Raw genomic sequence first — 26,380 nt, 5'->3', positions numbered from 1 at the left:
TCCTCCTCATCGACCTCACGACGATGAGGAGGAAGCACCCCCCATGAACAACGCACCCGCACGCAGTCCCGGCCGCTTGAGGCTGTTCATCAGCGGCGTCTGCACGACCGTGCTGGTCGCCGTGGCCGCGATGACCCTGCCGGGCACCGCACACGCCGACACCGTCGTCACCACGAACCAGACCGGCACGAACAACGGCTACTACTACTCGTTCTGGACCGACGCCCCGGGCACGGTCTCGATGAACCTGGCCGCCGGCGGCAACTACAGCACCTCCTGGAGCAACACCGGGAACTTCGTCGCCGGAAAGGGCTGGGCCAACGGCGGCCGCAGGAGCGTGAGCTACTCGGGCTCCTTCAATCCGTCCGGCAACGCCTACCTGGCTCTCTACGGATGGACGTCGAACCCGCTCGTCGAGTACTACATCGTCGACAACTGGGGCACCTACCGGCCCACGGGAACGTACATGGGCGCGGTGACCAGCGACGGCGGCACGTACGACATCTACCGGACGACGCGGTACAACGCCCCGTCCGTCGAGGGCACCAAGACCTTCGACCAGTACTGGAGCGTCCGCCAGTCGAAGCGGACCGGCGGCACCATCACCACCGGCAACCACTTCGACGCCTGGGCCCGCGCCGGCATGCCGCTCGGCAGCTTCAGCTACTACATGATCATGGCGACCGAGGGCTACCAGAGCAGCGGCAACTCCAACATCACGGTGGGCGGGACCGGTTCGGGCGGCAGCGGCAGCAGCTGCTCCGCCGCCCTCTCCGCGGGGCAGCAGTGGAGCGACCGGTACAACCTCAACGTCTCGGTCACCGGCGCCGCCGACTGGACGGTCACGATGAACGTCCCCTCCCCCGCGAAGATCCTCTCCACCTGGAACATCACCGCCGCCTACCCCAGCGCCCAGGTGCTCACGGCGAAACCCAACGGCAGCGGCAACAACTGGGGCGTCACCGTTCAGCCCAACGGCAACTGGACCTGGCCGACCGTCTCCTGCACAGCGCCCTGAAGGGAGGAGACCCCATGAGAATCCGCCGCTCACTCGCGCAACCGGCGGTCGCCGCCCTGACCGTGGCCGCCACCCTCACCCTCGGCTCCACACCCGCGCAGGCCGGCACGCCCGGACAGGCCGCCGCACCCGTGCCGGCCGCCGTCTGCACGGGATACGTCGGGCTGACCTTCGACGACGGCCCGTCCGCCAACACCGCGGCCCTGCTCGGCGCGCTCACCCGCAACGGGCTGCGGGCCACGATGTTCAACCAGGGCCAGTACGCCGCCGCCAACCCGTCCCAGGTGCGGGCGCAGGTCAGCGCCGGCATGTGGGTCGGCAACCACAGCTACACCCACCCGCATCTGACCCAGCTGGGCCAGGCGGCGATCGACTCCGAGATCTACCGCACCCAGCAGGCCGTCGCGAGCGCGGGCGGCGGCACTCCGAGACTGTTCCGGCCGCCGTACGGCGAGACCAACCCGACGGTCAAGGCGGTCGCCGCCAAGTACGGGCTCACCCAGATCATCTGGGACGTCGACTCACAGGACTGGAACGGCGCCGGCGCCGACGCCATCGTCCAGGCCGCCGGACGGCTCACCGGCGGGCAGATCATTCTCATGCACGACTGGTCGGCGAACACGCTCGCCGCGATCCCCCGGATCGCGCAGGGACTCGCCGCCCGCGGCCTGTGCGCCGGGATGATCTCCCCGCAGACCGGCCGCGCGGTGGCGCCCGGCAGCGGATGACCGTCCGTGACGGGGCGTCTGACGTGTGACGTGTGACCCGTGATGCGCGAGTGTCGCTCTTCGGCTTCCGGCGCCGCCTACGATGGGCGCAATGAAGGCCTTGGAGCGGCACCTCGCGTCGACGCCCGTGCGGCGGTGGCGGGTGCTGCTCGTGCTCGGGGTGCTGGCCGGGCTGTTGGCCATGCACGCGCTGTCTCCCGTCGGAGCCGTGCACGAGCACGCCGGGTCGCAGCCGCCGTCACAGGCACAGTCGCCGTCGCAGTTGCAGTCGCAGTCGGCGCAGCACATGGAGGCCGCCTCGGGGGCCGTCTCGGTCAGTGCCTCCGACGACTGCGCCGGAGAGGGCGGGCACTGCGGAGGCGGCCACCTCCAGCACGCCGATCCGACCTGTGCGGCGGCCGCGGTGAGCGGCGCTCCCGCCCTGCCCGCCCTCGTGCCCGACCCGGTCGCCGTACCCGTGCGCGCCGACGCCGCCCGCTCGTACGGCGCCGAGGCCCCGGACTGCGCACGCGCGCCGCCCTCCCTGGCGGAACTCCAACTCCTGCGGATCTAGACACCACGCGTCACCGCGTCCACGTCCGGATCTCTCTTCGCAGAACGCTCAGAGCACAGCAGGAGTTTCAGCATGCGCAAAACCCGTACCCTGACCCGTCGCGCCGTTCTCGCGGCCGCGGCCGTCACCGCCGCGTTCACCCTCGCCGCCTGCGGCAACGACGACAGCGGCAGCGACACCAGCAGCGGAAGCGGAAGCAGCAGCGCAAGCAGCAGCACGGCCGCCGGCGGGCACAACGAGCAGGACGTGTCCTTCGCACAGGGCATGATCCCGCACCACCGGCAGGCCCTGGAGATGGCGAAGCTCGCCGCCGGCCGGGCCTCGTCGGCCGAGGTCAAGGATCTCGCCTCGCGCGTCGAGAAGGCGCAGGACCCGGAGATCAAGACCATGAGCGGCTGGCTGACGTCATGGGGCGAGGACGTCCCGACGACGTCCGACAGCACGGCCGGGTCGACGTCCGGCATGGACCACTCGGGCTCGTCCGGATCGCACGGGATGCCCGGCATGATGGACGGCTCGGACATGGCCGAGTTGGAGAAGGCGTCCGGCGCGGACTTCGACTCCATGTTCCTGACCATGATGGTCGAGCACCACGAGGGCGCCGTGGACATGGCCGAGGTCGAGAAGGACAAGGGCGAGTACGGTCCCGCCACCTCCATGGCCGACGACATCGTCACCGCGCAGACCGCCGAGATCGCCGAGATGAACAAGCTTCTCGGCAAGAGCGGCACGAGCGGCACGAGCGGCAAGAGCTGACCCTTCCCGGGCGGGCGGCCCGACGGCCGCCCGCCCGGGGCGCTCCAGGTCCGCCCCGACGCTTGCCCTAGATACCCCCTAGGGGTATACAGGACCCATGGACAACGCCCATCACCAAGATCATCAGCGCGCCGGCGCCTCGTGGGCCATGGCCGTGCAGGCGACACTGCACTGCCTGACCGGGTGTGCCATCGGCGAGATCCTCGGCATGGTCATCGGCACCGCTCTCGGCTGGGGCAATGTGCCGACCATGGTCGTCGCGATCGCGCTCGCGTTCCTGTTCGGCTACTCCTTCACCCTGTTCGCGGTGCGCCGGGCCGGGCTGGACCTCCGGGCCGCGGTCAAGGTGGCGCTGGCCGCCGACACCGTCTCCATCGCCGTGATGGAACTGGTCGACAACTCGATCATCGCCCTCACCCCGGGCGCGATGGAGGCCGAGTTGACGGACGGTCTGTTCTGGTCGGCCCTCCTGGGCGGCTTCGTGGTCGCCTTCCTGATCACCACACCCGTCAACAAGTGGATGATCGGCCGCGGCAAGGGCCACGCCGTCGTCCACGCCCACCACTGAGAGCCGGTGCCACAGGCTCCGAAGCCCGGCCGGCAGCGCAACAGCTGTCGACCGGACCGTCAGCCCGCGTCGTTGAACGTCGACGGGCCCGCCGCGAGCACCGTGATGCTGCGGCGGAGGCGGCGGGCGCCCAGGGACCCCACGGACGTCGCGGACTGGAGGTGGGATTCGAAGACGGCCTGGTACGGGCGCAGGGCGGCGGCGAGGTCGGGGTGGTCGGCGGCGAACTCGGTCAGGTCGGCGAGATCCCTGGTGCCCGCGGCGGCGAGGGGCCCGAGGCCGTCGAGGCCGGCGAGCAGGTCGGCGAGGCGGCCGGCGGCGGTGGCCCCCGCGAGGGCGAGGGTCAGGTCGCCCGCGGAGGAGCGCGGCGGGTGCGAGACCAGGCGGTCGACGGCCACGTTCTGGAAGCGGGCGCGCCAGGGCGTGGGCGGGAACCAGTGCAGGGCGCGGGCGACGGCCGGGGAGTCGGCGACCAGGGGTTCGCGGGCCGGCAGATCGCCGACGCCCCGCACGGGCCGGCCGGCCGCCGCGAGGGCCTGGCAGGCATGGCCCACCTCGCGCCACATGGCCCGGTCGTCGAGGACGATGGCGCGGGCCAGCAGCGTGACGATCCGGGCGTTGACGGCCGCGGCGACCGCTCCCCCGTGATGCGGCTGCAGTTGGCCCACCAGCCGGAGCAGCAGCACCGCGGACGGCAGGTCCACGTGATCGACCACCCGCTCCCAGCCGACCTCCTCCAGCATCTCCAGCGTGCGCGACGCCCGGTCCCGGTCGTCGAGGCTGGTCAGCATGGCGGCGAGGCCGATGGTCGGCTCCAGGTCGGCGATCAGGCCCAGCCGCAGCCGGCGCGCGGGCTTGGCGAGATCTATCTTCGGGACGAGTTCGATCGCCCAACGGCGTTCCCAGAGCGCCATGGTGCGCAGGATGTCCCGGATGGCGCGCGGGCTGGAGACCGTGGACACGATCCGCAGCTTCAGCTCGTACGTCATCTGCATCCACTCCGCGTTGCGGGGGTGAGTGGGTCCGATCCCGATCCGGCTGAGGTGCAGGGCGGCGGTGTACTGCTCGCTCGGGTTCTGCAGCAACTGCAGCTCGTCGGTGAAGATCTTCATCAGGTGGGTGTCGTCCGAGAGCCCCGTGTAGACGGCCCGGCCGAGCTCGGCGACCTGCTCCAGCTTCGAGAGCATGCCGGTGGCCGCGAGCGGGTTCTGGTACATGGCGGAGCGGGTCTTCCACACCAGCCGCAGTTCCTCCGTCGCATGGACGGCGGTGAGCATCGTGCGCTCGCCGTACTCGCCGAGGAGACGGCGGACGAACCCCCGGTCGATCTCGCTGAGGATGCTCAGGAACTGGGTGAACTCCTCGCCCGTGCGGACGGTGTCGAGCCGGTCCGTCCACACGTCCCGCCGCCCGATGATCTTGCCGGTCTTCTGCAGCAGGCCCGCCCCGGAGACCCCGTTCTCGTCCCGCTTGCCGTGCCGCATGGTGCGGGCGACCTCGCGGCAGGTCTCGGCGACGGCGATGGACGAGGCATTGGCCAGCCGGTGGGCCAGTTCGCCGACGTCGAAGGTCTGGGCGTACCGGTGCGCGGCGTTCGGGTAGAGGGCGCGGGCCAGCCGGTGGAACTCGGCCTGTGCGTCCGGCGGCGACCACACGCTCATGCCGACCAGCAGATCGTCGATGCCGATCCGCTCCTGCAGGTCCGCCAGGAAACCCGGGCCGAACTCCGGGTCCGCGCCGATCCACAGGGCGAGCCGGGGACCCCAGGCCCGCCGTGAGATGGCGAGCGACTGCGCGACGATGTCGACCATCAGGCCCAGACACCGCTCCCGGTACCCGACCTGCGCCTCCCACAACCCCTTGACCAGGTAGTACTTCACGGACGATCGAGGGTCCTTGGTCAGCCAGTCCGCGACGGTGGTCTCGCCGAGCGCGTTGCCGAAGCGCTGGGCGAAGCTCTCGCCGCTCTGGTGGTAGGGGTTCTCCACCGAGTGCGTCACCGACAGCAGCATGCCCGCCGCCTTCGGGTCGCCTTTCGTCGCTTCGGCCAGGCTTGCGGCGAGCTCGTGGTCGGGGTCGTTGTCCTCGGTCCACACCAGGCCCGGGGTCGGGGCCGCCAGCAGCAGACAGGCGCACCAGGCGTGCAGGCCCTGCACGACCCGCAGGAACTCCACGGTCTCCATCGGGGTGGCGCGCCGCAGGAGAGCGCGCAGCGCGCCCAGGTAACGGCCCCCGTCGCGGTGGGTGTTGACGGCCCTTTTGAAGATCTCGTTGCGGTGCATGCCGGAGGTCCGCCGCAGTTCGTGCAGCGCGGTGATGACGTCCCGGGGGCTGCTGTTGTCCAGGGCGGGCTGGAGGAGGTCCTGGTACTCGTCGATCATCGTGACCCACTGGGTCTGGTCGGTCCGGTCGACGTGGCGGCGCAGCATCATCCCGGCGAGGACCACGGCGAAGCCGTCCTCCGCCCGGGGCCGGTAGTCGATCAGCAGTTCCGGGCCGGCCTCCTGGTCGACGGGGTGGTAGCCGGGGGTGTCCTCGTAGTGGCGGGCGGCGTCCTCCGCCACCCGCCGCCACAGCCGCCGTTGCAGGCGCAGGGCGCGCAGCACGAGGAAGTAGTCGGCGGGGCGGGTGGGGTCCAGACCGGTGACGACCTCCGCGACCCGCTTGACGGCGATCTCGTCGAGGTCGGCGTTCTGGAACCACTCGATCCGCTCCAGCAGGTGCAGCCGCTGCTGCGCGGTGCCCTCCCCGGCCGTCAGGACGGCGTTCACCTGCGCCCGCAGCCAGGTCCTGACGCCGTCCAGGACGAGCGCGCCGGTGGACATGGCGTGCCGGATGCCGCGGATCACGGTCACCAGGTCGTGCAGCCGCAGGGGCGACGGATCGTCCTCCAGGCGCTTGGTGAACTCCAGGACGACGTCCCCGGCGATCTCCTCGCTCAGCGAGGAGCCGAGCGCGGTGAGACAGCGCGCCAGTTCGGCGGCCTGCGCCCCGGCGAGCCAGTCGGCGAACGCGCCGCCGCGGGTGCGGTCGAGGAGCTCGGCGGCCACGCGCGCGTGGTGGAGCCGGGCGCCGAGCAGCCAGGTCAGGACCTCGCGGGACTCGTGCCGCATCAGTTCCTCGACCCGGGGCTGCAGCCGCTCGACGACCTCGGCGCGCAGCCGGTGCTCGCCCGGGAGGGGCACCAGCTCGGGCTCGTCGCGGTCGTCGCCCTCCTCGATCTCCTCCCGGATCTGCAGGACGCGTTGCAGGATCCGGGTGCAGTCCTCGACGCACGGAATCCTGGCCAGGCCGTCTCCCCCCGCTCCCGTCAGCGTCCGGACGCCGAGGGCTGCACGCTCTTCCTCACCGAGGTCGAGGTCGGCGAGGGTCTCCTCAGGGATGCCCGAGTGGATCAGCGAGGCCGCCGCCAGGTCGGCCACCGCCTCCTGCTGGGCGAGTCCGAGACCGCCGAAGCAGTCGAGCACGGGGTCCTCGCCACCGTCGGCGCCCATGACCCTGATGATGCGGTCGAGGTCCCGGCTGCCGTCGCTGCGCCGGACCTCCGCCAGCCCGACCTCGACGTCGAGCTGTCCCGGCCGCGCGAGGGCCACGTCCTTGACGAAGTCCTCCAGGTGCGGCCCGCCGACGACGGCCGCGGCGACGTCCAGGCCGTCCGTGTTCCACTCGAACTGCGCGGAGACGTCGTACTCCAGCAGCGCGAGGACGCTGCCGCAGATGTCCTCCGACACCATCGGCAGCAGCGCGTTCACCGCATTGTTGCCGCCCTGGAGGGGGAGCAGCCCGTCCAGGATCAGCAGACAGGGCTTGCCCTCGTCGCGCTCCATCAGGTCGATCGCCCGGCAGGCGGCCTCGATCAGCGGGTCCCGGTCCGGCAGTTCACCCCGCGTGGAGCTGATCGCCTGCACCTGCCAGCCGCGGCTGCGCAGATCGTCGGCGAGGTGCTCGGCGATCGTGGTCTTCCCGCTGCGCACGGTGCCGCCGACGACGGCCACCCGTCTGGCTCTCCCGGTCTGCTTGCGCCCGCCCGCCCCGCCCTCTTTCTCGCTCTCCTTCTCCTTGTCCTTGCCCTGGAAGATCTCCCGGAGGCCGGCGACCTGTCTCGCCACGGGGTCGCCGGGCCGGGCCGCCTTCAGCGGCTGGGGCACCCAGCCCAGGCGGAGCAGTTCCTCGCGGTGCCGGGCGTGCTTCCACTCGGTCCACGGCTCGCCCCAGACCGCGGCGGCGGCCCCGTCCAGGGTGAGCGCGCCGGGCAGCGCTTCGAGGCCGCCGCCGGGGCCGGCCTTGACCCAGCCCTGCGCGGTGGGGGCGAGGACTTCGCTGACGCCGATCAGCGCGAGCGCCTCGACGCGTCCGGTCAGGTCGGCGTCCGTCATCGGCGCCAAGGCCTGCCCGTCCGCCAGGACGCCGACGGCGAGGAGGTCCGGCCGGGGCAGCCCGGCGACCTCGGCGAGGAGGTCGAGGGCGTAGCCGAGTCCGATGGCCGGGTCCTCGGGCCGGGGGGAACCGGCCGCGACCGGGAGAGCCGGCCGGCCGCCGGCCTCGGCGGCGCCCAACCGGGCCAGCAGGGCGACGACGGCCTCCCGCGCCTCGATCAGATACCGGCCGGCCCACTCCAGGGGCCGGATCCAGCCGGGCCCGGCGACCGACGCCGACGCCTCGGCCAGGGTGATCGCGACCCGCCCGCCGACTGTGTCGACCACCGCCGCGTGCGCCGGCCCGCCGTCCCGCTCCGCCGGATCGATGCCGACGGGACACTCGGCCCACAACTCCGATAGCTGGTCCGGGACTTCGTCGCCGAGCAGCGGCAGCAGCCGCTGCATCCGCAGGTGCGCCGCGGAGTCCGTGGGCTCGGTCCCCGCGCCGGAGCAGACGTCCACCAGGGCGGTGAGGCCGCCGGTGTCGGACACCGTCAGCCACTCGGGGAGAGCGGCCAGGACGGCGTCGCGGTCCGGCCGGGCGAGCAGCTCGCCGAGCCAGCCGTCCGCGAGGTCCGACCCGGCCACGGCGGCGGCGAGTTCCTCCTCGGGCATGTCCCGCGCGGCCGCCTGGTTCAGTAACAGCAGCAGACCGACCAGCCGGTCGCGCACGAACGCGGTGTCGGGGACAGCGGCGGCTGGAGAGAACGGCGTTGCTGTCATCCGGGTTACCTCCTGCGGCCGTACTGCGACATTCCGTGCTGCGACATTCCGTGCTGCGAGGTGCGGTGCTGCGAGGTGCGGTGCTTCGGTTCGGTGCGGGCGCGCAGCAGGGCGGGCGCGCGGGACGTCACCACGACCAGGCCGTCCGAGCCGCCCGAGCCGTGGGAGCCGTCCGAGCCGTCCGAGCCGTCCGAGCCGTGGGAGCGGATTCCCGTGGGCAGTCCGTCCAGCGGCCAGCGGGCGCTGCTGCCGTCGGTGACGCTGTACGTGTCCAGCCAGTTCCCGCCGGCGCCGCCACCGGGCCCCTGCCCGTACCCGGCCCCGTCGCCGCCCGCGACGACGAACCAGTCGGCGGTCAGCTCCACGGCCCGCAGATTGTGGGGCAGTGCCGGGACCGCGCCCGCGAGGGCGGCCGCGCCGCCGACGAACGTGCAGTTGCCGTCCGCGTCGACGATCACGGCCGTCTCACCGTCCGCGGCGGCGGCCAGCCGCACGGGGTGCGGGCACAGCGCGACCCTGCGCGGTGCGCCGGGTGCGGCCGGGGACCAGCGGTGGACCACGCCGTCGAGGGTCGCCGCCCACAGGACCGGGTCGTCGGGCGGGCCCGCCAAGGCCGTCAGGACGACCGGCTGCCGGAACGGCTCGCGGCCCACCTGCTCCAGGTCCTCGCCCGACGGGCCCACGGCCAGGACCTCGACGGCCGGGCCGTCGCCGAGGGCGAGGAAGCCTGCCGGGTGGCCCGCGGAGTGGCCGGGCAGCTCGCCCCGCCCGGTCCGCAGGACCTGGTCCGGCGCCCGGTCGGCGTCCGGGGCGCAGCGCAGCACCGAGCCGTCGGCGAGGACCACGAGGGCGTCGGCCCCGTCAGCGGTCTCCAGCAGGTGCAGGCCGACGATGCGGCGGTCGGCGACCTGCCGCGACGGCCCCTGCTCGCCGCTGCCGCCGTCCCACCACACCAGCGTGCCGTCGTCGTGCGCGGTGACGACGGAGCCGGGTCCGGGACTCCCGGCGACGGACACGCGCGTGGCGGTGTGCCGTTCGCGGACGCCCGGCCGCGCCCAGCGCACCTCCAGCGATCCGCACGGCGCGGCGACCGGCCCCACGGCCTGTGCGAGGTCGGCGAGTCCGCACCGGGTGGCGGCGAGCGCGAGGGCGAACCGGCGCTGGTGCGGCTCGGCCTGCCGCGGCTGGGCGTTCCACACGGCGGCCCGCGCGGCCTGGTCCGGGCCGCGCAGGGACTTGACCGTCCGGGTCATGGTGGGCCGCGGCAGGGCGAGCAGGAACCCGGGGTCGTCCAGCAGCCGGCCGACGTCGCCGACGGGATCGGCCGCGGCCGCAGCGAGGATGTCGAGCAGGTGGGGTGCGACGCGCTCCCAGCCGGCGAAGCCGACGGAGTCGGGGCCGATCTCGTCGAGCAGCTGCCGCAGCACGGCCCGCACCACCGGCCGGGGCCGCCCGGGCGGGCGGACGGTGGCGTCCCGCCGCTCCAGGAAGGTCCGGCAGGCGGCGAGGCAGGCCGCCAGCTCCGCTGCGTCGACCGGGGTCCGGGCGCGGCGCGCGGTGACGGCGGCCCAGGTCGGCAGGTCGAGGAAGAGGTCGTCGTGCAAGGAGCAGAGCGCGGTGAGGACGTCGACCGCCGTGTCCGCCACCGGCAGGGGGAGGAACTCGCCCAGCGTCCGGCGGAGCAGGTGGTCGAGCCGCTCGGCGGCGGCCTCGGACGCCCGGTCGAGGGCGTCGAGGCGGTCCCGGACCAGGATGTCCGCCGCCGCGACCGCCGCCGCGAAGCAACCGCCGCAGAGCCGCTCCAGGGCGGTGACGGCTTGCGGTGAGCCGGGGCCGCCGGAGGTGCCCGGAGCGCCGTAGGCGAGCCGGGTGCGCAGGTAGGCGCCCACGGCGGCGGGGCCGCGGTGCGCCGGTTCGTCGAGGTCGACGGTGAGCCCGGCGGGGTGCCCGGGCAGCGGGCGCGCGGCGCCGAGCACCACCCGGACGTCCGGCAGCGCGGCCAGCGGCCCGATCAGGTCGGCCAGTACGGCGTCGGGCCCGTCCGCCTCGTCGACGTGATCGACGATGACCCCCCGGACGGCTCCGCCGTTTCCACTGTTTCCGCCGTTTCCACTGCCTCCACTGCCTCCACCGCGTCCACCGCTTCCGCCGCTTCCGCCGCCGAGTCCGGCCAGCAGGTCGGCGACGCTCTCGGCGGCGGTGAGCTTCAGCTGGCGGGCGATCTCGGCGGCCAGCCTGTCCGCGGTGCGGCCGCGCGCGTCGACCGGCGCCAGGGCGAGTTCGCCGACGGGCAGGACCCCCTGCCGGGCCACGACCGGGAGCCTGGCACGAAGGTCCGGGGTCGCGGTGGTGGCGATCCGGCCCAGGACCGCGGTCTTGCCGCTGCCGTGGGAGCCGGTCAGCCACAGCGGCGGAGCGGATCCGGCGCCGGACAGATGGTCGAGGACGGTGCGCAGCGCGGCCTCACGGCCGGTGAAGTACCACCCGGGCGCCTCCTGGTTGTGCACCCCACGGGAGCTCCGACTCCACCCGGCCGGGAGCCCGTCCGGCGGTTCGGAGGGCATGGACAGCGGGTTGGGCAGGGCCCGGCAGTGCGGGTCCTCGTGACCGGCGACGATCCGCGCCTTCTGCGAGGTGCGGCTCAGTGCCTTCTGGACGGATTCCATCACCTTCGTCAGATCCAGGTGCGGCTGGTCGAAGGACCGGACGGCGGTGTCGCGCAGCGCGGCGGTGAACGCGTCGGAGAACACGGTCTGCCGAGCCGTCTCGGCCCGCCGGGCCGCGGCCACCACCCACAGGTCGAACTGGCCGTCGATCGGCCGGTACCGGGCCTTCTCCAGGGTGTCCAGCAGGGTCTGCTCGCCGCCGGGTCCGGCCCCGCAGGCGTCCAGGACCAGCAGGACCTGGGCGAGGTCCGTCCGCTCCTTCAGGGCGGCGATCAGGTCCGCGGGCGGCACGGAGGCGCGCGGGTTCAAGGGGTCGTCGTGCTCCGGCGGGACGAGCACCCACTCGTTCTCCGACTGGTGGCCGTGGCCGGTCGCGTAGATGACGAGCGTCGCCGTCCGCTCGCGCTCGTCTGAGTCCGAGTCCGAGTCCTTGTTCGGGGCCTCGGCAGTGGGCTTGCTCCAGTGGAACAGGGCGTCGCAGAGCTCCGCGTGGGTGAGCGCGTACCCTTCTCCGTCCTTGCCCTGGGCCTTGGCCTTCTCCTTGACCTCGTCGGCGAACAGCTCGGTCAGACCGAGCGCGCCGAGCCTCTTGCGGACGGCCCGTACCTCCTTCGGCAACAGCTCCAGATCCGCGAAGGTCCCGCCGTACGTGGGCCGGCCCGAGATGCAGAAATACCCCGCCCGGCCCGCCTGCCCGGAACCCTCAGCCAAGAGCCACCTTCACCGACTTGGACGTATGAACGTTCTTCAGGTACACGACGGCGTCGTGGGCGGTGCGGCGGGAGTTGGCGGCGGGGAAGTCGTGGATCTTCCCGGCGAACAGTCCGTCCAGCTCCTTCACGGTGGCGACGACGTCCTCCTTCGCGGCGACGTTCACCCAGGTGTCGATGCCGACCGGCCAGGGGGCCTGGCAGGAGTCGAGGTACGGGTGCAGCTCACGCAGGACGGGCCGCAGCCCCAGCGGTGAGCCGAGGGTGATGAGGGTCGTCGCGGAGGTCCGCGGGTTGGACCGCAGCCAGTCGTAGGCGACGACGCTGCCCAGCGAGTGGGCGACGACGAGCCGCGGCCCGGTCTCCATCGCGGCGCTGAACTCGGCGTGCACCTTCTTCTTGAAATCCGGGTCGCGCAGATAACGGGCCACCTGCTTGACGAGCCCGAGAATCGCCGCGTTCGCGCCACCGAGAAACTTGCGTTGCTGCAGCTTGTCGATGGCCCACTGCACACTCCGCGGGGCGTATGCGGACTTGCCCGCCGCCTCGTCCTGCGCCGGGTCGTCGACGCTTTCCGCGAAGGAGATCAGCAGCTCCTCCTCGAGTCCGGGCGCGATGTCCCCGATCTCGTACTGCCAGGCGGGTCCCGCTTTTCCGTCGTTGTAGAGGTACCCGTAGAAAACGCATTCGACCGTGAGACTGTCGACTTCACGGAACCGCACATTCCGCAATCCCTCGCGCAGTGCGGCCAGCCAGGTGTCGTGCATCTCGTCACGACTCGACCTCTCGGCGAAAATGCCATGTACGACGACAACGTCCGCCATGAAACCACCACCCCCGGTTCGTCCCGGCCTCGATTATGGCAAGAAAAGGGCCAACGGCGCTGCCCTCGTGCGCAGTCGGCCAATTGCCGGGAAGGGGCCTCCTGAAACCGCGCGAGCGGCCCCGATACCCTTCTCCCCCATGGGGAGAGCCGCAGGTGAACAGATGGGCGTCGTGACCGCGTTGGTACGGTCGACGTTCCTCGTGAACGCCGTCTACGCCGAATCGAGCCGCGCCTACGGCATCACTCCTCAGCAGGGGCAGCTGCTGTGCGTGCTGATGCCGCAGCCGTACGGCATGAGCGAGCTCGGCGAGATGCTCGGACTCGCCAAGTCCAGCCTGACCGGGCTCGTGGACCGGACGGTCCAACGCGGGCTGGTCCGGCGCGAGCCCGATCCGCGGGACGGACGGGCCGTGCGCGTCGGACTCACCGAGGACGGCGACCGGCTCGCGCACCGGTTCTGCGACGAGGCGTGCCGCCGCCTCGAGAAGCTGCCGTCGGCGCTGCACACGAACGAGCGCGACCGACTGGCCGCGCTCCTCGCCCGCGTGGTCCTCGACAACAAGGTGCCGGAGGTCTTCACCGACCCCGACGACCAGGGCGGTTCCCGGCCGGTCGGGCTTCGACGGTGCTGACCGCCGTGGTGCGGGCGGCGAGTTGCAGCGCCAGGGTGACCGCGAGCGAGGTCAGGGCCATGGCCGTCATCGCCGTGGCGGGTGAGGTGAGTTGGGCCACCGCGCCCGCGAGCGCCGCGCTCACGCCTTGCATGGTGAGCATCCCGGCCGAGTGCAACCCCAGGGCCTGGCCGCTGAGTTCGGCGGGCGTGAGGGCCATCAGCCGCTCCTGCTGGACCAGGCTCGCGCCGAAGCCGACGGAGGCGAGTGCGGCGCAGGCCGCGGCGAGCGGCAGCGCGGGGTGCAGGGCGAAGAAGGTGTAGGGGGCGGCGAGGAGCAGCAGGAGCGGGGTGGTCAGGCGGGGGCGCAGGCTCGGCGGCAGAAGGCGGCCCACGAGCACGTCCCCGGCCAGCATGCCCAGCGCCGCGCACGCGAACAGCGTGCCCGCCGCCTCGGGGTCGTACGACACGAAGAGCGCCTCGCAGCCGACGACGAGGCCGTTGGGCAGCCACAGGCCCAGGTAGGTGAGGCGGCGGGGCCGGGAGGACCACAGGGCGGCGTTCGTGCGCCGGGTCACCGCGACCGAGGGCCGGCCGAGGACCCGCGGCGGGCGGACGGTCAGTCCGAGGCGGGCGACCACGGCCGCGGTCGCGTGGAGCAGCGCGGCGAGCAGGAGGACGGGCCGCGGGGACAGGACGGTCACCAGGGCCCCGCCGGCGGCGTATCCGGTGATCTGCACGAGCCCGCTCATCATGTTGAAGAGCGAACGCCCCGGCAGATAGCCGTCCTTGGTGAGGATCTCGTTCAGCAGGCCCCAGCGGACGCCGCCGCCGAGCGAGGCGATGAGCCCCTGGACGAGTACGACGGCGAAGACGCCCCACACCGGCAGTCCGGGCAGCGCCATGACGGCCGTCGCGGCGGCGAAGGCGAGGGAGAGGCCGGTCAGCGCCGACCTCGGCGGCAGCCGGTCGGCCCCCGAGAGGAGGACGGTCGCGCCCAGCACCTGCGCGAGCGACGGGCCGAACATGCTCACCGCCGACAGCATCGGGGAGTCGGTGGCCCGGAAGACGAGCGTGCCGAGGGCGAGTCCGCTCACCGTCTGGGCGGCCGTGTGGGCGGCGGAGGAGAGGAAGAGGGGTGTGAGTTCCGGGACGCGGAAGAGCTGTCGGTAGGTGTGGCCGGTCATGCGGGGAGTCTGGGGCGGGCCGGGGAGCGGCGGATATTGTTTCGCGGTCACGCGAAACATCGTGAGTGTCGCAGGTGCGGGGAGGGGTCGTCGTCGTGGGCTGGTGGCAGATGAACGCGGACACTCTGGCCCGCAGCCGGTTCGTGCTGTCGCCGCTCGCCGAGACCTTCGCGAGCCTGAAACTGCTGCACGCGGGCGTGGGCACGCATCCCGGCGAGCAGGAGTGGCTGCACGCCCACCTGCCCGCCTACCGCGCTCGGCTCGCCGCCGAGCCGGTGACGGCGCTGCTGGTGCGGGCGGGGCTGGGGCGATGGGGGTCCCCCCGCTCGAGCGCAGCCGAGAGTGGGGGATGGCTCGCCGACTTCCTCACGCCCACCCCGCGGGACGGCGAGAGCTTCGAGGAGGGCGTGGCCCGGGTACGGGCGGCCCGTCCGGCGGACGCCCGCGCCCATCTGCGGACATCGCTGGCCGGCCCGCTCCCCGCCGCCCTGGACCGCGACGACCTCCCCGAGCGGGCGGCCGGGCTGCTGGAGTACGTGTGGGAGACGGGCGTACGGCCGTACTGGGACCGGCGTCGGCGCGTCCTGGAGGCCGATGTCGTCGCGCGGACCGCGCAGGTCAGCCAGGGCGGCTGGGCCGCCGTACTGGACTCGCTGCGGCCGGGGACCCGCTGGCTCGGCGAGAGCCGCTTCCAGGTCAATCTGCACGAGTACCCGCCCCGCGAGATCTCCGGCGCGGAACTGGTGTTCGTCCCGGTGACCCCGAAAGCAGGCTGGGTGTCCTGGGAGGAACAGAAACACGGACAGGGAGAGGACGAAGGGGAGGACGAAGGAGAGGGGGAGGGGGAGGAGGAGGGGAAGGGACAGGGAGAGGGCGAGGGTGAGTGGCGGGGCCGGTACGCGGTCGTCTATCCCTGCGCAGGAGCACTGGCCGAATCCCATCGCGCCCACGCCGCACCGACCGCACTGGCGGCCCTGCTGGGCCGGTCCCGGGCGACCGTCCTGGTGCTTCTCGCCACTCCCCTGAGCACCACCCAACTGGTGGCCCTGACCCACCAGCCCCTCGGCTCGATCGGCCGCCATCTGAAGGTGCTGCGTGACGCAGGCCTGATCCGACGCCACCGCGCGGGTCGCTCGGTGCTGTACTCCCGCACGACTGCGGGCGAGGTCCTGACGGGGGCGGCCGCGGGGCCGGAGCCGGAAGTGGAGGGTGCCCCCGAAAGAGGCGAGGGCACCTTGCGGGGCTAGCATCCGAGGCATGACTACTGATGCCGGTTCCTCTCCCCTCGATGTCCAGATCGGCGCTCTCAAGGGCGGCTCCGCGGAGCTCTCGCAGTACGCGGGCACGGCCGTGCTGGTGGTGAACGTGGCCTCCAAGTGCGGCCTGACCCCGCAGTACACCGGCCTGGAGAAGCTCCAGGAGCAGTACGCCGCCCAGGGCTTCACCGTGCTCGGCGTGCCCTGCAACCAGTTCCTCGGGCAGGAGCCCGGCAGCGCCGAGGAGATCGCCGAGTTCTGCTCGGCCACCTACGGCGTGTCCTTCCCGCTGACCGAGAAGATCGAGGTCAACGGCGCGGACCGGCACCCGCTGTACGAGCGGCTCGTCGGCTTCGCGGACGGCGAGGGCCACGAGGGCGACATCCGCTGGAACTTCGAGAAGTTCCTGATCGGCCGGGACGGCTCCGTCGTCGCCCGCTTCTCCCCGCAGACCGAGCCCGAGGCCGCCGAGCTCGTCGCCGCGATCGAGGCGCAGCTCGCCGGTTGACCTTGCCCCTGGGGCAAGGCGCAGTCTCCTCGTCACCGGGCGCACCAGACCGCCCGGTGACGGAGGCTACCGCTACTACCGGGCCGACCAGGTCGACCGCGCCCGGCTGGTGGCCATGCTGCGCCGGCTGGACATGCCGCTCGCGCGGATCGCGGACGTGGTGGAGACCACTGCAGACCCGTCGGACTCGTCAGGCCCGTCGGATCCGTCAGGCCCGTCGGATCCGTCAGGCCCGTCGGATCCGTCAGATTCAGTAGATCCGTCGGCCCTGTCGTGTGCCGGTCGCCGACGAGGCGGCGGCGCGGGCCTGGGCGTCCGGCCAGGAGCGGGATGGGGAGCGGGGGCGCGGACGGCAGATCCGGGTGCGGGTGGAGCCGGCCCGGCGGCTGGCGTACACCCGGATCGCCAAGGCGCAGGTCGCGCATCCGCAGATCATCGCCGCCTTCGAGGCGGTGGAGGCATGGATGAAGCGGGAGGGCTGGGAGTACGACGGGCCCTGCCTGGTCGCCCGGGTCACCCCGGTGACCCCTGCGATCTCCGTGAAGCATGCGTAGCCGGTGAAAGCACCGGGCCCTCTCGGCTAGGACGGCGATCTGGACGAGAGGGCCCGTGGTTGGTTCTTATGCAGTTGTCGCGGTAACCGGCCCCTATGACTTGACCGATGCCACGAAGTCGCTCCACGCGTCGGCGGGGAAGACGAGCGTCGGACCGTCCAGAACCTTGGAGTCCCGGACGACCAGCGCCTGTACCGGCGACTTGACCTCGACGCACGCACCGTTGCCCGTGGAGTACGAGGACTTGGTCCACGTGTGCGCGCTGCCCTGACGAATTGCCATTTTTGCTCCGGAGTGCAGTTGTTGAGTTGCGGTTCGCGCCAACCTTGTTGCTCGATGGCGTGATCGACGCTACTCGCCAACATCGACTGACGAAGCGACTATTCACTCGACCGGATGACATATTCCAATGGAAACTTCCATCCTGACGGGGTGAGGGTTTATCATGCGGCACTTCCCGCTCACGGCACGTACTTCTTGGCGATGTCGGCGATGAACTGACGCGACTGGTCCACGTTCAGAGCCTGCGCGCGCAGATGCTCGTACATCACGCTGTACTTCTGCACATCGTTCGGCTTCTCCAGGTAGAGGTCACTGGTGACGCCCTCGATGTAGACGACGCTGGAGTCGGCCGTGTCCGGGAACTCCAGGATCGCGTACTGGCCGTTCAGACCCGGATGCGCGCCCATGTCGAACGGGATCACCTGCACGGTGACATGCGGCAACTGGGACTGCTCGACGAGGTGTTCCAGCTGCTCCCGCATCAGCTCACGACTGCCGACGACTCTCCGGAGCGCGGATTCGTCCATGACGCTCCACAACCTGAGCGGGTTCTCACCGGAGGAGACACGTTCCTGCCGACGCATGCGCACCTGCACACGCTTCTCGATCTCCGTGTGCGCGGTCTCCGGCAGCGCGCCCGAGATCAGCGCCTCCGCGTACTGACGGGTCTGCAGCAGCCCGGGCACCACCTGCGGGTCGTACACGCGCAGGCTCGCCGCGTCCGTCTCCAGGCCGATGTAGACGCTGTAGGGGACATCGCCGAAGGCATGCCACCAGCCCTGCTGGCGGGAGTCCTTGGCCATCTCCATCAGCGAGTCGACCATCCGCTGGTCCTCGACCTCGTACACCCCGCACAGGTCACGGACGTCACGCTGACTGATGCTGCGCCGGCCGTTCTCCAGCCGGCTGATCTTCGACTGGGACACCAGCAGGCGCTCGGCGACCTCTTCGGCCGTCATGCCCTTGAGCTCACGGAGCCGACGCAGCTCCTGGCCCAGCCGGCGTCGCCTGACAGTGGGATTGACATTGGACGCCACGGGACGTGCACCTCCGGCTGCGTGCCTGTAACTAACACTTTGCGTATCTGCTGTTGAGCAGACTGCCACCAAGGTGCTTTCTACCGCTGGAAAACGGTGGATATGCGGCCGGTACACGCCAGTTCGGGTCAGTCCCCCGACAGGCTTCCGGCCAGGCTCCAGGGCCCCAAGGTCTGTCCGGACTCCCGACATGCGTCCGCGCGGGGCGATGGGTCAGTGACGTCCCATCACCCCGCGCGGGCCGCGGCGGCTCCCGAACGGGTCCTAGTTTGTTGCGTTGTTGCGTTGTCGCCTGTTTGCGCTACTGCGTTGTCGCCCTTATTACGTTGTTGCTTGTCTGCGGTCCTGTGTGCGCGGTGTCGTGGGACTGCGGCTCAGTGGGCCACGACACGCGCCATGGGACCGCGGCGCGGCTGCGCCGGAACGCCACGGGCTGGCTCCGGAGCGGGCCTGGCCGCCCCCGGTCCGGCCTGACGGCCGGGGGGTGCTGCCTGGTTGCGGCGCGGCTGTGCAGCCGCACCGTTCTGGACGTCCATCACGGCGTGCGCCACGAGGCCGCCCATCGGGTCGTGCCTGATCAGGTCCCGCAGCCGGGAGCGGGACGAGCGTCCCTCGTTCCCCGGATACAGGTGCTTGCCGAGGCCGACCGCGTGCGCCAGTGCGGCGAGCGCGGCAGTCCGCGGGTCCGGCGGTACGCCGGTGCGGATCGCGGAGTCCAGTCGGGCCTTGATCTCCCGGCTGATCTCGTTGTCCGTCGCTTGATAGCGAGTCGTCGGCAAGACTCCGCACATCTGGCCCGCCACGGCATGCACCATGCCGCACCGCTCCAGATGCGAGAGGTAGGTCTGGCGCAGCCCAAGGCGCGGCCCGCCGATCCAGTGGACGGCACGTACCGGAGCGCCACGCCTTCGCAGCAACTCCAACGCACAGTCCAGTGTCGGATCTCCAGTCGGCCGTGGTGCCACCACGGCGATACGATCCCCGTCAGGGGCTATCCGTCCGGCCAGCGCGAGCTCCACTAGCTGCGCTCCGGCCAGACCGAGGTCGAGCGACTGCGGCTGTGCGGTGGTACCCGTGGTCGGGTCCAACGCCAGCAGCAAAAGCTCTTCCGGAAGTGTTCTGCGGCTCCTGCCCATCCATGCCTCCCCGCGTGGATGAATGACAGGGTGACCCCTCTCACATTGGTCTGTCGAGGGTGCGTGACCTGTTTGTAGTGGAACCAGTAGGTATGTCGTTCTCGTCTACCGCAGGAGCCAAGCCCACTACACAGGACACTGGTACATGGTTCGGACACCTGCAAGACGGTCCGGGGCGGGGCGGGTTCACGGTTCGGCAGGCGCGCGCGGTGGGCGTGCGGCACAAGGAGGAGGCATCGGTGGCGGGCGAGTCCCCCGACAGGTCGAAGCAGCGCGAGTCGTCGGCAGAACCGACGTCGGGGAGCGCGGGCACGGTTCCCGAAGCACGCGAGTCCCGTGACTCCGGCGGCGTCCGCGAGGTCCGCGACCCGCGGGTCGCGGTGGCGCGGGAGGCCGAGCCGTCCGCGTCGCGCGGCGGCGTGGACACGGCGACGCGCGTGTTCTCGGTACGGGACCTGAAGACCGAGGACCCGGAGGAGCCCACGAGGGCGGCCGCGGAGTCCGAGGCCGAGGACGGCGAGACCGCCGAGAGCGCCGGGAGCGCCGCCGAGACCGAGACCGAGGCGGAAGCCGCGGACGAGGGCGAGAGCGAGCCCGAGGGCGACGGGGAGCCCGAGGACGCCGAGGAGCCCACAGAGGCCGCTGCGGAGACCGAGGCCGAGGAGGACCCCCAGGACGGCCCTGAGGGCGTCGAGGAGGCCGTGAGCGCCTCCGAGGGCCCCACGGGCGGCTCCGGGGGCGGTGACGAGCGCCTGCGGGCGGCTGTGGCCCAGTGGGTGGTCTCGGCGGACGAGGCCACGGACGAGGACACGGACGGCGAGACGGACGGCGAGACGGACGGCGATGCCGACACCGATGTCGGTGCCGACGCCGACGCCGGCACCGACGTGGAGGAACGTTCCGAGAGCCTCACCGAGGAAGCCGACGAGTCCGACGAGCCCGAGGACTCGGCACCCGAGGCCGAGGCCGAGGCCGAGCCGGTCTCCAAGCCCGCGCCGAAGTGGGCCTCCGGCGTCGACGAGACGGACAAGAACGGCAAGGCGGACAAGGCCGACGAGCCCGACGAGCCCGAGGCCGCGGACGACTCCCCCGTCGACCAGCCCACCGCCGTCTTCAAGGCTCCCCGTCCCAAGCCCGCCGTCGACCAGCCGACCACCATGCTGAAGCTGGGCGACGTCGCCAGGCCCAAGCCCAAGCCGGGCAAGGACGAGGCCGAAGCCGAGACCGAAGCCAAGGCCGAGGCTGCGCCCAAGGCCGAGGCCAAGACCGGGGCCGAGGCGCCCCCCGCCGAGCGGACCAGCCGGTTCGTCGCGCTCAAGCCGCTCGACGAGCCCCGGCTGCCCAAGCAGGACGTCACCGCGCTCGTCCCGCAGGTCGGCCCCGAGCGGACCACCCAGCAGCCGCTGCCGCCGAAGCCGCCGCTGGACCTGCTGGCCGAGCTGACGAACACCCCGCCGCCCCCGCCGACCCCGATGCGCACGCTCGGCCGGCGGATCAAGATCTGGACCCCGCTGGTCATCCTGCTGCTGGTCGTGTTTGCGATCGCGCAGGCCGTCCGACCGCTGCCGGCGCCCGCGCTGACGCTCACCGCGAAGGACGCGTACACCTTCGACGGCGGCAAGACGCAACTGCCCTGGCCGAACGAGGGGCAGGGCTGGATGGACATCGACGGCGTCGGCACGATGGGCAGCTTCGGCAAGCAGACGCCCGTGGCCATCGGCTCGGTCGCCAAGACGATGACCGCGTACATCATCCTCAAGGACCACCCGATGAAGGCCGGGGAAGAGGGCCCGGAGATCGAGATCGACGCGACGGCGGAGAAGGAGGGCGGCTACGACGTCACCGGCGACGAGTCGACGCTCAACACCGTCAAGGCCGGCGACAAGCTCACCGAGAAGCAGGCCCTGTCGGCCGTTCTGATCCCCTCCGCCAACAACATCGCGCGGCTCCTCGCGCGCTGGGACGCGGGCTCGGAGGAGGCGTTCGTGAAGAAGATGAACGCCACCGCCAAGGAACTGGGGATGACGAACACGACGTACACCGACCCCTCGGGCCTGAAGGAGACCACCGTCTCCACGGCCGAGGACCAGGTGAAGCTGGGCCGCGCGTTCGTGCAGGTGCCGGCCCTGGTCGCGATCTCCGGTGCGGCCAGCTGGACCGACCCGTCCGGCAAGTACTGGAACAACTACAACGAGCTGCCGTACCTGATCGGCGCGATCGGCATCAAGACCGGCAGCACCACCGCGGCCGGCGGCAACCTGCTCTTCGCCTCCCGCAAGGAGGTCGACGGGCGGACGGTGACCATCGTCGGCGCGGTCCTGGGCCAGCACAAGCAGAAGATCCTCGCCACGGTCAACGCGGTCAGCAAGACCGCGCTGCTCGCCGCCCAGGACGCGCTCACCTCGGCGAAGATCGTGAAGAAGGGCGACGTCGTCGGGTACGTGGACGACAAGATGGGCCACCACACGCCGGTCGTCGTCACCAAGGACGTCCCGGCGGTCGGCTGGGCCGGGCTGACGGTGAAGCTGTCCTTCGCCGCCGGCGAGGTCCCGCACACCGCGAAGGCCGGCGCCCAGGTGGGCACGCTCACCGTCGGGGACGGCTCCAGCAGCGCGGTCAAGGTGCCGGTCACGCTGCAGACGGACCTGGTCGAGCCGGGCTTCACGGACAAGCTGACCCGCATCGGCTGACCCTCGTCCCTCGCACACAGCCTCCGTCACCCCGTCGGGCAGCCGCCCGGCGGGGTGCGTGCTAGCGTCGCGAAACGGGACAGGTCGCCGGTCGCAAGGGCGCAGCCGTGAAGCGGACGCGAACGGGACGCGACCGAGAGCAGAAGACGGGACACGGGGAGTGCCTTCAGGTGGCCACTGCGGAGCCGACACGCGCCGACGACACCGGTCCGGGCCCGGACGCCGGCCCGCGGGCGAGGGTGCCCGCACCCCAGTCCGGCGACCACGACCGCGACAGCCGTGACCCGGTGGTCGACCCGGTGGTAGACATCGAGCAGGGCCACGTCCCGGAGCACACGGAGGCTCCGCGTGAGCCGTCCCGGCTGCGCTCCGCTCTCGACCGGCTCGGGGCCCGGCTCCGCCGGCACCTCGTCCTGTCCATGACGGCGCTGTCCGGCGTTCTGCACCTCGTCTGGTTCTTCACTTTCGCGAACAGCGGCGGCGACCTGGCCGCGCAGGACGCGTGGGCCGAGTTCGTCGGCCGGCATCCCGACTCCGCGTACAACCTCGCCTGGTACGGCGGCATGCACCCGGTGTCGTACAGCATGGTGTCGCCGTATCTGATGTCCGTGCTCGGCGTCCGGACGACGATGATGATCGCGGGGACGCTCTCGGCGGGGCTGCTCACCCTCGTCCTGCTGCGCTGCCGACCGGTGAAGAACCCCGTGTGGCCGGCGCTGGCCGGGGTCTTCGCGCTGCTGTGCAACGCCGCGTCCGGACGCGTCACGTTCGGGCTCGGCAATCTGTTCGCGCTGGGCGCGGTCGCCGTCGTCTTCTGCTGGCCGCACAGCTGGCGGTATCACCGGTACTGGAAGGCCGCCTGTGCGGCGCCGCTCGCCGCGCTCGCCACGATGGGCTCGCCGGTGGCCGGGCTCTTCGTGGGCATAGTCGCCGTCGCGCTGTTCCTGCAGAAGCGGCGGCCGGGCGCATGGGCGCTGGGGCTGGCCCCGACGGCCGTCGTCGCCGTCTCCGCCTGGCTGTTCCCGTTCTCCGGCACCCAGCCGATGGCCTTCGGCTCGGCGTCGCTGCCGCTGATGTCGGCGGCGGTCGTCTACTACGTCGCCCCGCGCGACTGGAAGACCGTGCGGATCACCGCGGCCGTGTACGGGCTCGGGGTGCTGCTGGTGTGGCTGATCAGCTCGCAGATCGGGTCCAACATCACCCGGCTCGCGATGCTGTTCACGGGCGTGGTGCTGATGGCGGCGCTGCCGTTCGCCGTGCCGCGCAGCCGCAAGTGGTACGTGATCGTCGTGGCGTTCGTCGGGTTCGTGGGCTGGATCGGCTTCAAGTCGGTCGACGACGTCGTGCGGACGACTCCGGCAGCCTCCTGGGCGCGTGAGCTGGCGCCGCTGATCAACGAGTTGCAGGAGGTCGGCGCGGAGAAGGGGCGGGTGGAGGTCGTGCCGGCCCGCTCGCACCGGGAGGCGTCCGCGCTCGCGCCGTACGTCAACCTCGCCCGCGGCTGGAACCGTCAGGCCGACATGGAGCGCAACCCGCTCTTCTACGACGACACCCTCAACTCCGCGAACTACCACGACTGGCTCCAGCGGTGGGCCGTGCACTTCGTCGTCGTCCCGAAGGAGGCGCTGGACGGGGACGGGGGCGAGCGGGAGCGGGAGCTGGTGCAGCGCGGGCTGCCGTATCTGGAGCAGATCTGGGGCGACGCCAACTGGCAGTTGTTCAAGGTCACCGACCCGGCCCCGCTCGCGGAGCCGAACGCGGTCGTGCAGCGGGCCGAGCAGGGCGAGATGACGATCACCGTGCGCAAGGCGGGGCGGATCCTGATCCGGATCCCGTACTCGCCGTGGCTGAGCGTCGTCGACGCGGAGGGCAAGAGCCTGAAGCCGCCGCAGGAGACGGACGCGTCCAAGGACCGGGCGGAGGGGGAGCCGAAGACGTACGACAACGTCAACGGATGCCTGTTCGAGACGGAGGAGGACGCGGAGGGCGACAAGTGGACGATGCTGGTCGCTCCGCAGGCGGGGGTGTACCGGCTGGCCGCGCCCTACCAGCTGCCGCGGGGCACACCGTGTCCGGACGAGCTGAAGCAGCCGTGATCAGTGGCCGCTCCGAAGCGGCTCACCCGTGCCGACGGCCGCAGACCAGAATCAAGCCGCTGTACCCGTCCCGTACAAGGCTCCCTGGATCCTCGATACGGTACGTCTTCATCTCCTGGGCATATGCGTCGAGCGCCTCCTCGACATCGGAATAGTCAACAGCGCAGGCCGGGAACTCGACATCGCCCACGTGATATCCGTGGGAGTGCTCCATGAACGCGGCGGCGAAGGGAGCCCCTGGTGCAAGAGAGCGCATGAAACAGCCCGCCCCGTGCAGGAATTCATGGCGCGATGCGGTGATGGATTCGGCGACGAAGAACATCGTGCCCACATCCCAGCGGCCGGGGTGATCGCCGAGGTCGAAGAGACTGCCCTGCTGGAGGTGCACGGCCTGCCTGAAGCGCTCCCGGGGCGGGACGTCGAGTAGGGCGTAGGCCGGCTCCTCGCACAGGACGCCCCAGAACTGATCCCAGTGCGGGTGGTAGGCGTCGCGCTGACCTCTCAGGTAGTCCAGGTTCCGAGGGGAGCGCTCCAGGAGCGTGATGTTCTCGGCCCAGGGCAGCATGGCGAGGGCGGGATACAGATTGCCCCCGGCGCCGACGTCGATGCCGGAATGCGCCCGGCCGTTACCCTGGAAATGGTCACTGAAGTGATCGCGCACCCGGGAAACGATCTCTGCGTCCTCCCGGCTCATCAGGGCGTAGTTGCGCACGCTGTACTCATGCGGATCGAATGCATCCCAGGGTGCGTCGTCATTCAGTGTTTCGTCCGCCCTGCGGCCGCTTCCCCCAGTCTGCGCCTGCACGGCGGAGAGCCGGGATCGCACCGTCGCGGCGCCGACCGGCACCGCCCGTTCTGCGGAGTTCTTCGGGCCCTGGCCGCGGTGCTCCTCGGTGAGCTCCCGCACCTGGCCGCGCAGCACCTTGATCTCCTGCCGCAGCTGCCGCAGTTGCTCCCGCTGGGTTTCGAGGAGGGCGTCGGAATTCCTGGCGTACTCCGCCGCCGCGAACAGTTGTCTCCGGGCCTCGGTCACCTCGGCGGCGGCCTCCTCAGTCTGGCGCTCGGCTTCCTCGACACGCCTTTCCGCCTGCTTGCGCCGCTTGCGCTCCTTCACCCGCCTGCCGCGTTCCTGGTCGGCACGCCGCTCTTCTGTCTGGACGAGTTCGAGAAGCCGGTCGACGCGTCGCAGGAGACGGGGCTTGGTGTCCTCGACTCCGTGGACGTGGCCGTGGAGGGCCGCGACGCGGGCTCGGAGATCTTCGACCTGTTCCTGAAGGTGGGGGTAGTCGACTTGGTCGGATGCAAGAGGTGCGGGAAGCCCGTCGGCGGCGCCGACGTGAGCCGGGTCCCGGCGCCGCGCCGGAGGACGGGGAGGCTGTGCCTCGTCCAGCAGGGTCCGCCATCTGCTGTCGTCGCATGGCACGCCCGCCCACGAACTCCACAGCGTGACCACGGCCATCAGCTGCTCGCCGCTGCTGGGATCCGGTGTCCTCGCGTCGCCCCACTCCTCGGGCAGCCACTCCGCGAGGCGCCTGTCCAGGGTCGATTCGGGGCCCTCGGCCTTCCGCGCGGCCTCACGACGCGAATACTTCTGGCCCTTCTGTCTCTCGTGCGCGGCTTTGGCTTTCGCTTCCAGGGCCCGCAGCGCGTCGTACAACTCGCGAGCCTTGGGCGGCTTCCCCATCCGTGCCCCCGCTTCGTCGTGCCCGTCGTGCCAAGCCGCCCGCCCCGGGCACGGCGGGCACGCCCCTGACAAGGAGCGTAGAGGGACTTTGCCCGCAGTGCCCGCCTTATCGGACATCGCCTGCCCGCACCGGCACGATCTTTCTGCCCGGCCACTCCGGCCGACGGCGATCAAGGGGAGGCACTCGTGGACAGGACCAAGTTCTTCAGCCGCGCGCTCGGCCGCGCCGCGCTGTTCAGCCTGGTACGCGGCGCAGCCTGGGCAGCGGGTTCCGCGCTCGGGGCCGCCATCGTGTGGTGGGTGCAGAGCCGGTAACCCGCCGCGGCGGGCGTGGGGCCGGGAGCGGCCCGGCCCCACGCCTGCACCGCCACGCT

The 26,380-nt window shown here is 71.7% G+C and carries 19 protein-coding genes and 1 pseudogene; 12 read left to right on the top strand and 8 right to left on the bottom strand.

Going from position 1 to position 26,380, the window contains the following annotated elements; genetic code table 11:
- The first annotated feature begins 43 nt into the window (after nucleotides 1-43).
- From ACWD4O_RS15860 to ACWD4O_RS15840, 5 genes are all read left to right on the top strand, one after another.
- On the top strand, nucleotides 44-1,018 hold the full coding sequence (locus ACWD4O_RS15860) for a glycoside hydrolase family 11 protein (RefSeq protein ID WP_451280251.1): 975 nt from the start codon (nucleotides 44-46) through the stop codon (nucleotides 1,016-1,018).
- 14 nt (nucleotides 1,019-1,032) lie between these two features.
- Nucleotides 1,033-1,746 carry a polysaccharide deacetylase family protein gene (locus ACWD4O_RS15855; protein WP_451280250.1) on the top strand — a complete coding sequence of 238 codons (714 nt, stop codon included), beginning with the start codon at nucleotides 1,033-1,035 and terminating at the stop codon, nucleotides 1,744-1,746.
- A 91-nt stretch (nucleotides 1,747-1,837) separates the two neighbouring features.
- The gene (locus ACWD4O_RS15850) at nucleotides 1,838-2,299 is read left to right on the top strand and encodes a DUF6153 family protein (protein ID WP_451280249.1); all 462 of its coding nucleotides are present in this window, start codon (nucleotides 1,838-1,840) and stop codon (nucleotides 2,297-2,299) included.
- A 72-nt stretch (nucleotides 2,300-2,371) separates the two neighbouring features.
- Nucleotides 2,372-3,055, top strand: a complete 684-nt coding sequence (locus tag ACWD4O_RS15845; protein ID WP_451280248.1) for a DUF305 domain-containing protein — start codon at nucleotides 2,372-2,374, stop codon at nucleotides 3,053-3,055.
- Between the two features lie 97 nt (nucleotides 3,056-3,152).
- Complete coding sequence (locus tag ACWD4O_RS15840) at nucleotides 3,153-3,623, top strand: DUF4396 domain-containing protein (RefSeq protein ID WP_450950009.1); 471 nt, start codon at nucleotides 3,153-3,155, stop codon at nucleotides 3,621-3,623.
- Nucleotides 3,624-3,682: 59 nt separating this feature from the next.
- Here the strand turns inward: ACWD4O_RS15840 and ACWD4O_RS15835 are convergent, their stop codons facing one another.
- From ACWD4O_RS15835 to ACWD4O_RS15825, 3 genes are read right to left on the bottom strand one after another with little or no spacing between them, the layout of a single operon-like run.
- A complete protein-coding gene (locus tag ACWD4O_RS15835) occupies nucleotides 3,683-8,764 on the bottom strand; it encodes a hypothetical protein (protein ID WP_451280247.1) in 5,082 nt (1,693 codons plus the stop codon).
- 5 nt (nucleotides 8,765-8,769) lie between these two features.
- Complete coding sequence (locus ACWD4O_RS15830; protein WP_451280246.1) at nucleotides 8,770-12,141, bottom strand: hypothetical protein; 3,372 nt, start codon at nucleotides 12,139-12,141, stop codon at nucleotides 8,770-8,772.
- Complete coding sequence (locus ACWD4O_RS15825; protein WP_451280245.1) at nucleotides 12,134-12,964, bottom strand: hypothetical protein; 831 nt, start codon at nucleotides 12,962-12,964, stop codon at nucleotides 12,134-12,136. Before ACWD4O_RS15825 ends, ACWD4O_RS15830 begins: the two co-directional genes overlap by 8 nt.
- 163 nt (nucleotides 12,965-13,127) lie before the next feature.
- Between ACWD4O_RS15825 and ACWD4O_RS15820 the strand changes: the two genes are divergently transcribed.
- On the top strand, nucleotides 13,128-13,598 hold the full coding sequence (locus tag ACWD4O_RS15820) for a MarR family winged helix-turn-helix transcriptional regulator (protein ID WP_451280323.1): 471 nt from the start codon (nucleotides 13,128-13,130) through the stop codon (nucleotides 13,596-13,598).
- On the opposite strand, the gene ACWD4O_RS15815 is transcribed toward ACWD4O_RS15820, so the two are convergent.
- A complete protein-coding gene (locus ACWD4O_RS15815) occupies nucleotides 13,543-14,763 on the bottom strand; it encodes an MFS transporter (RefSeq protein WP_451280244.1) in 1,221 nt (406 codons plus the stop codon). The genes ACWD4O_RS15820 and ACWD4O_RS15815 overlap by 56 nt on opposite strands.
- 95 nt (nucleotides 14,764-14,858) lie before the next feature.
- On the opposite strand from ACWD4O_RS15815, the gene ACWD4O_RS15810 reads away from it, so the two are divergent.
- From ACWD4O_RS15810 to ACWD4O_RS15800, 3 genes and pseudogenes are all read left to right on the top strand, one after another.
- The gene (locus ACWD4O_RS15810; RefSeq protein ID WP_451280322.1) at nucleotides 14,859-16,010 is read left to right on the top strand and encodes an ArsR/SmtB family transcription factor; all 1,152 of its coding nucleotides are present in this window, start codon (nucleotides 14,859-14,861) and stop codon (nucleotides 16,008-16,010) included.
- Nucleotides 16,011-16,020: 10 nt separating this feature from the next.
- On the top strand, nucleotides 16,021-16,527 hold the full coding sequence (locus ACWD4O_RS15805) for a glutathione peroxidase (protein WP_451280243.1): 507 nt from the start codon (nucleotides 16,021-16,023) through the stop codon (nucleotides 16,525-16,527).
- A gap of 64 nt (nucleotides 16,528-16,591) precedes the next feature.
- Nucleotides 16,592-17,027 (top strand): annotated as a pseudogene (locus ACWD4O_RS15800) (MerR family transcriptional regulator); the annotation flags it as partial.
- A 147-nt stretch (nucleotides 17,028-17,174) separates the two neighbouring features.
- Here ACWD4O_RS15800 and ACWD4O_RS15795 read toward each other — a convergent pair.
- The 3 genes from ACWD4O_RS15795 to ACWD4O_RS15785 all read right to left on the bottom strand — a co-directional run bounded on the left by ACWD4O_RS15795 (nucleotide 17,175) and on the right by ACWD4O_RS15785 (nucleotide 19,536).
- Nucleotides 17,175-17,363 (bottom strand): DUF397 domain-containing protein, encoded by a 189-nt coding sequence (locus ACWD4O_RS15795; protein WP_351904908.1) that lies wholly within the window; start codon nucleotides 17,361-17,363, stop codon nucleotides 17,175-17,177.
- 179 nt (nucleotides 17,364-17,542) lie between these two features.
- Entirely contained in the window at nucleotides 17,543-18,400 is an 858-nt protein-coding gene (locus ACWD4O_RS15790; RefSeq protein WP_351904905.1) for a helix-turn-helix domain-containing protein, read from the bottom strand.
- 374 nt (nucleotides 18,401-18,774) lie between these two features.
- Nucleotides 18,775-19,536, bottom strand: coding sequence for a GOLPH3/VPS74 family protein (locus ACWD4O_RS15785; protein ID WP_363172182.1), 762 nt, complete (start codon nucleotides 19,534-19,536; stop codon nucleotides 18,775-18,777).
- 239 nt (nucleotides 19,537-19,775) lie between these two features.
- On the opposite strand from ACWD4O_RS15785, the gene ACWD4O_RS15780 reads away from it, so the two are divergent.
- A complete protein-coding gene (locus ACWD4O_RS15780; RefSeq protein ID WP_451280242.1) occupies nucleotides 19,776-22,226 on the top strand; it encodes a D-alanyl-D-alanine carboxypeptidase in 2,451 nt (816 codons plus the stop codon).
- Between the two features lie 170 nt (nucleotides 22,227-22,396).
- Nucleotides 22,397-24,322 carry an MFS transporter gene (locus tag ACWD4O_RS15775; RefSeq protein ID WP_451280241.1) on the top strand — a complete coding sequence of 642 codons (1,926 nt, stop codon included), beginning with the start codon at nucleotides 22,397-22,399 and terminating at the stop codon, nucleotides 24,320-24,322.
- Between the two features lie 22 nt (nucleotides 24,323-24,344).
- On the opposite strand, the gene ACWD4O_RS15770 is transcribed toward ACWD4O_RS15775, so the two are convergent.
- Entirely contained in the window at nucleotides 24,345-25,979 is a 1,635-nt protein-coding gene (locus tag ACWD4O_RS15770) for an SCO2525 family SAM-dependent methyltransferase (RefSeq protein WP_451280240.1), read from the bottom strand.
- Between the two features lie 213 nt (nucleotides 25,980-26,192).
- Here ACWD4O_RS15770 and ACWD4O_RS15765 point away from each other — a divergent pair, with 213 nt between their 5' ends.
- Nucleotides 26,193-26,321: a hypothetical protein gene (locus tag ACWD4O_RS15765; protein WP_451280239.1), complete on the top strand. Its 129-nt coding sequence runs from the start codon at nucleotides 26,193-26,195 to the stop codon at nucleotides 26,319-26,321.
- Nucleotides 26,322-26,380: the final 59 nt, after the last annotated feature.

It is taken from the genome of Streptomyces sp. NPDC002623 (assembly GCF_053592635.1).
This window is presented reverse-complemented; position numbering and strand designations above follow the sequence as displayed.

Excerpts from the sequence above, each read along its gene's own strand:
- ACWD4O_RS15835 (WP_451280247.1), bottom strand. The coding sequence starts at position 8,764 with ATGACAGCAACGCCGTTCTCTCCAGCCGCCGCTGTCCCCGACACCGCG.
- ACWD4O_RS15855 (WP_451280250.1), top strand. The coding sequence starts at position 1,033 with ATGAGAATCCGCCGCTCACTCGCGCAACCGGCGGTCGCCGCCCTGACC.
- ACWD4O_RS15815 (WP_451280244.1), bottom strand. The coding sequence starts at position 14,763 with ATGACCGGCCACACCTACCGACAGCTCTTCCGCGTCCCGGAACTCACA.
- ACWD4O_RS15840 (WP_450950009.1), top strand. The coding sequence starts at position 3,153 with ATGGACAACGCCCATCACCAAGATCATCAGCGCGCCGGCGCCTCGTGG.
- ACWD4O_RS15850 (WP_451280249.1), top strand. The coding sequence starts at position 1,838 with ATGAAGGCCTTGGAGCGGCACCTCGCGTCGACGCCCGTGCGGCGGTGG.
- ACWD4O_RS15860 (WP_451280251.1), top strand. The coding sequence starts at position 44 with ATGAACAACGCACCCGCACGCAGTCCCGGCCGCTTGAGGCTGTTCATC.
- ACWD4O_RS15845 (WP_451280248.1), top strand. The coding sequence starts at position 2,372 with ATGCGCAAAACCCGTACCCTGACCCGTCGCGCCGTTCTCGCGGCCGCG.
- ACWD4O_RS15805 (WP_451280243.1), top strand. The coding sequence starts at position 16,021 with ATGACTACTGATGCCGGTTCCTCTCCCCTCGATGTCCAGATCGGCGCT.
- ACWD4O_RS15825 (WP_451280245.1), bottom strand. The coding sequence starts at position 12,964 with ATGGCGGACGTTGTCGTCGTACATGGCATTTTCGCCGAGAGGTCGAGT.
- ACWD4O_RS15795 (WP_351904908.1), bottom strand. The coding sequence starts at position 17,363 with ATGGCAATTCGTCAGGGCAGCGCGCACACGTGGACCAAGTCCTCGTAC.
- ACWD4O_RS15785 (WP_363172182.1), bottom strand. The coding sequence starts at position 19,536 with ATGGGCAGGAGCCGCAGAACACTTCCGGAAGAGCTTTTGCTGCTGGCG.
- ACWD4O_RS15820 (WP_451280323.1), top strand. The coding sequence starts at position 13,128 with ATGGGCGTCGTGACCGCGTTGGTACGGTCGACGTTCCTCGTGAACGCC.